The sequence below is a fragment of the Nocardia cyriacigeorgica genome, assembly GCF_010858045.1.
In the GTDB taxonomy this organism is placed as follows: Bacteria; Actinomycetota; Actinomycetes; order Mycobacteriales; family Mycobacteriaceae; genus Nocardia; species Nocardia cyriacigeorgica_E.
This window is the reverse complement of sequence record NZ_JAAGVC010000129.1, coordinates 1-419: the sequence shown is the minus strand read 5'-3', so window position 1 is coordinate 419 and position 419 is coordinate 1. Positions and strand designations below refer to the sequence as shown.

1 protein-coding gene is annotated in these 419 nt (G+C 66.1%); it reads right to left on the bottom strand.

What is annotated here, in order from left to right; genetic code table 11:
* Window positions 1–33 precede the first annotated feature (33 nt).
* The coding region (locus GV790_RS29035) for a hypothetical protein (RefSeq protein WP_163818009.1) at window positions 34–419 on the bottom strand (386 nt) is incomplete at its 5' end.

Here is a 419-nt window from a genome sequence, read left to right as displayed (position 1 = left end):
GCACTACGCAGTGCGGAAAATCGCCGATCCGGGTCATGACACGCTCGCGGCGGGGTTCGCCACCGACTGGAGCCATTGCCGCAGGGCTCGCGCCACGGCGGGGATCTGCTCTTCGATGAGTGAGAAGTGATCGGCCTCGATCTCGATCGTGTCGCCTCGGTGCTGCCATCCCGGCACCGGTTCGGCGACCTCGAGACCCGGCAGGCCGATGGTGGCGCGCAGATTCAGCGTTGGCGCCGCGATCGGCCGGTTGCGGCGCTCATGGTAGATCCGCACGTAGTTACCCATCGCGACCAAGGCATGGTCGTCGACGTCGATCAGCTCGTGGCCGCGATCGAGCACCAGGCCGAGCGCGCGGGCGAACACATGACGCATGAGTTCATCGCCATCTGGCGCATAGGTGTCGAGCAGTGCGACAC